At 61.3% G+C, this 1252-nt stretch carries 2 protein-coding genes; both read left to right on the forward strand.

The features are described from left to right. Positions 1-71: 71 nt before the first annotated feature. Positions 72-359 (forward strand): transposase, encoded by a 288-nt coding sequence (locus tag IEY21_RS16605; RefSeq protein ID WP_188905450.1) that lies wholly within the window; start codon positions 72-74, stop codon positions 357-359. Continuing rightward, a complete protein-coding gene (locus IEY21_RS16610; RefSeq protein ID WP_229753192.1) occupies positions 356-1231 on the forward strand; it encodes an integrase core domain-containing protein in 876 nt (291 codons plus the stop codon). The genes IEY21_RS16605 and IEY21_RS16610 overlap by 4 nt, the downstream gene beginning before the upstream one ends. Positions 1232-1252 lie beyond the last annotated feature (21 nt).

The raw sequence follows: 1252 nt of genomic DNA on the forward strand, positions 1-1252 counted from the left end.
GGTAGTGCTCCAGAAATCCCGACAGAAAATCCCCAACCCGTTGAGAGGGTAGGGCACACTGGAGGGAACGTATGGGAAAGCAACGGAAAACGTGGCCACCCGAACTCAAAGAGCAGATCGTGCTGGCCGTCCTGCGCGGTGAGCAGTCGGTGGCGGAACTGGCCCGTCAGCATGGCGCCGCCGAAAGTCTGATCCACAAGTGGCGGACGCAGTTCCTGGAGGCGGGCCGTGCCCGCCTCGTCGGTGACCATGTCGATCACGGCGTCAAAGCCCTCGAGCAGGAAAACGAGCGGCTGAAAAGTCTGCTGGGTGAGAAGGAGTTGTCCCTCTATATTGCAAAAAAAGCCCGGGGTCTTTGAGCGTTCAGCAGGCCCTCGCGCTGTATGCCGAGGTGCTCCAAGACCAACCCCATGTCAGCCTGTCCAGCTTTGCCAGGGACATCGACCTGCCGTACTGGAAGCTCCGTGACGCCCGGCGTCACGGAGAGCAAGAAAAAGCGCGTCAAGCGCGACAGACAGCACATCGTGATCAGGTCCGTGACGTCGCGCTGGCAAATCCAACCTACGGATATCGGCGTATTCAGCGTCAACTGGCGGGGCAGTACGGCCAGGCTGCGCCTGGCCGCCATGAGGTCAGACAGTTACTCCGGGAACTGGACTTGATTCCGGCCCAGCCGAGGAAAACACGGCGCCCGTCTGTGCCCATCCTGACGCCTCTCCTGTGGCCCGAGGGGCGCCGGGTTCAGATTGACGCCACCCGGTTCAGTCTCGCGGATGGTGTGGCCTGGGTGTATGTCGTGCTGGACGTTCAAAGTCGTGCCGTCCTGCACCTGGAAGTGGTTCGCAATCTCTCGGCCTGCAGCGCGGTCACCGCGCTGCAGGCCGGACTTCAGCTGCTCCATTGCCACGGGCATCAGGAAGAGGTCGTGGTGATGTCGGATGGAGGGTCAGATTTCACGTCGCAGGCGTTCCGGCAGGCCTGTGAGGAGGTGGGGAGCTGGATCAGGACGAAGGTGTCGCAGCGCGGTGGAATGGGAATTCTGGAACGGGTCAACCGAAATCTAAAATACGAATGGATCTTCCGGCAGGAGGTGCGGTCCATCACCGAACTTCGCGTCCAGTGCGTCCAATTCCAGCACTGGTACAACACCGAGAGGCTGCACTCGGCCCTGGGCTACGCCTATCCCTGGGATAAACTGGTCGCGTCGGCGAGGTCTCTCTTCGCCGCTTGACGGGATTCTTGGAGCACTACC

The sequence above is a fragment of the Deinococcus aerophilus genome, assembly GCF_014647075.1.
Taxonomy (GTDB): Bacteria; Deinococcota; Deinococci; order Deinococcales; family Deinococcaceae; genus Deinococcus; species Deinococcus aerophilus.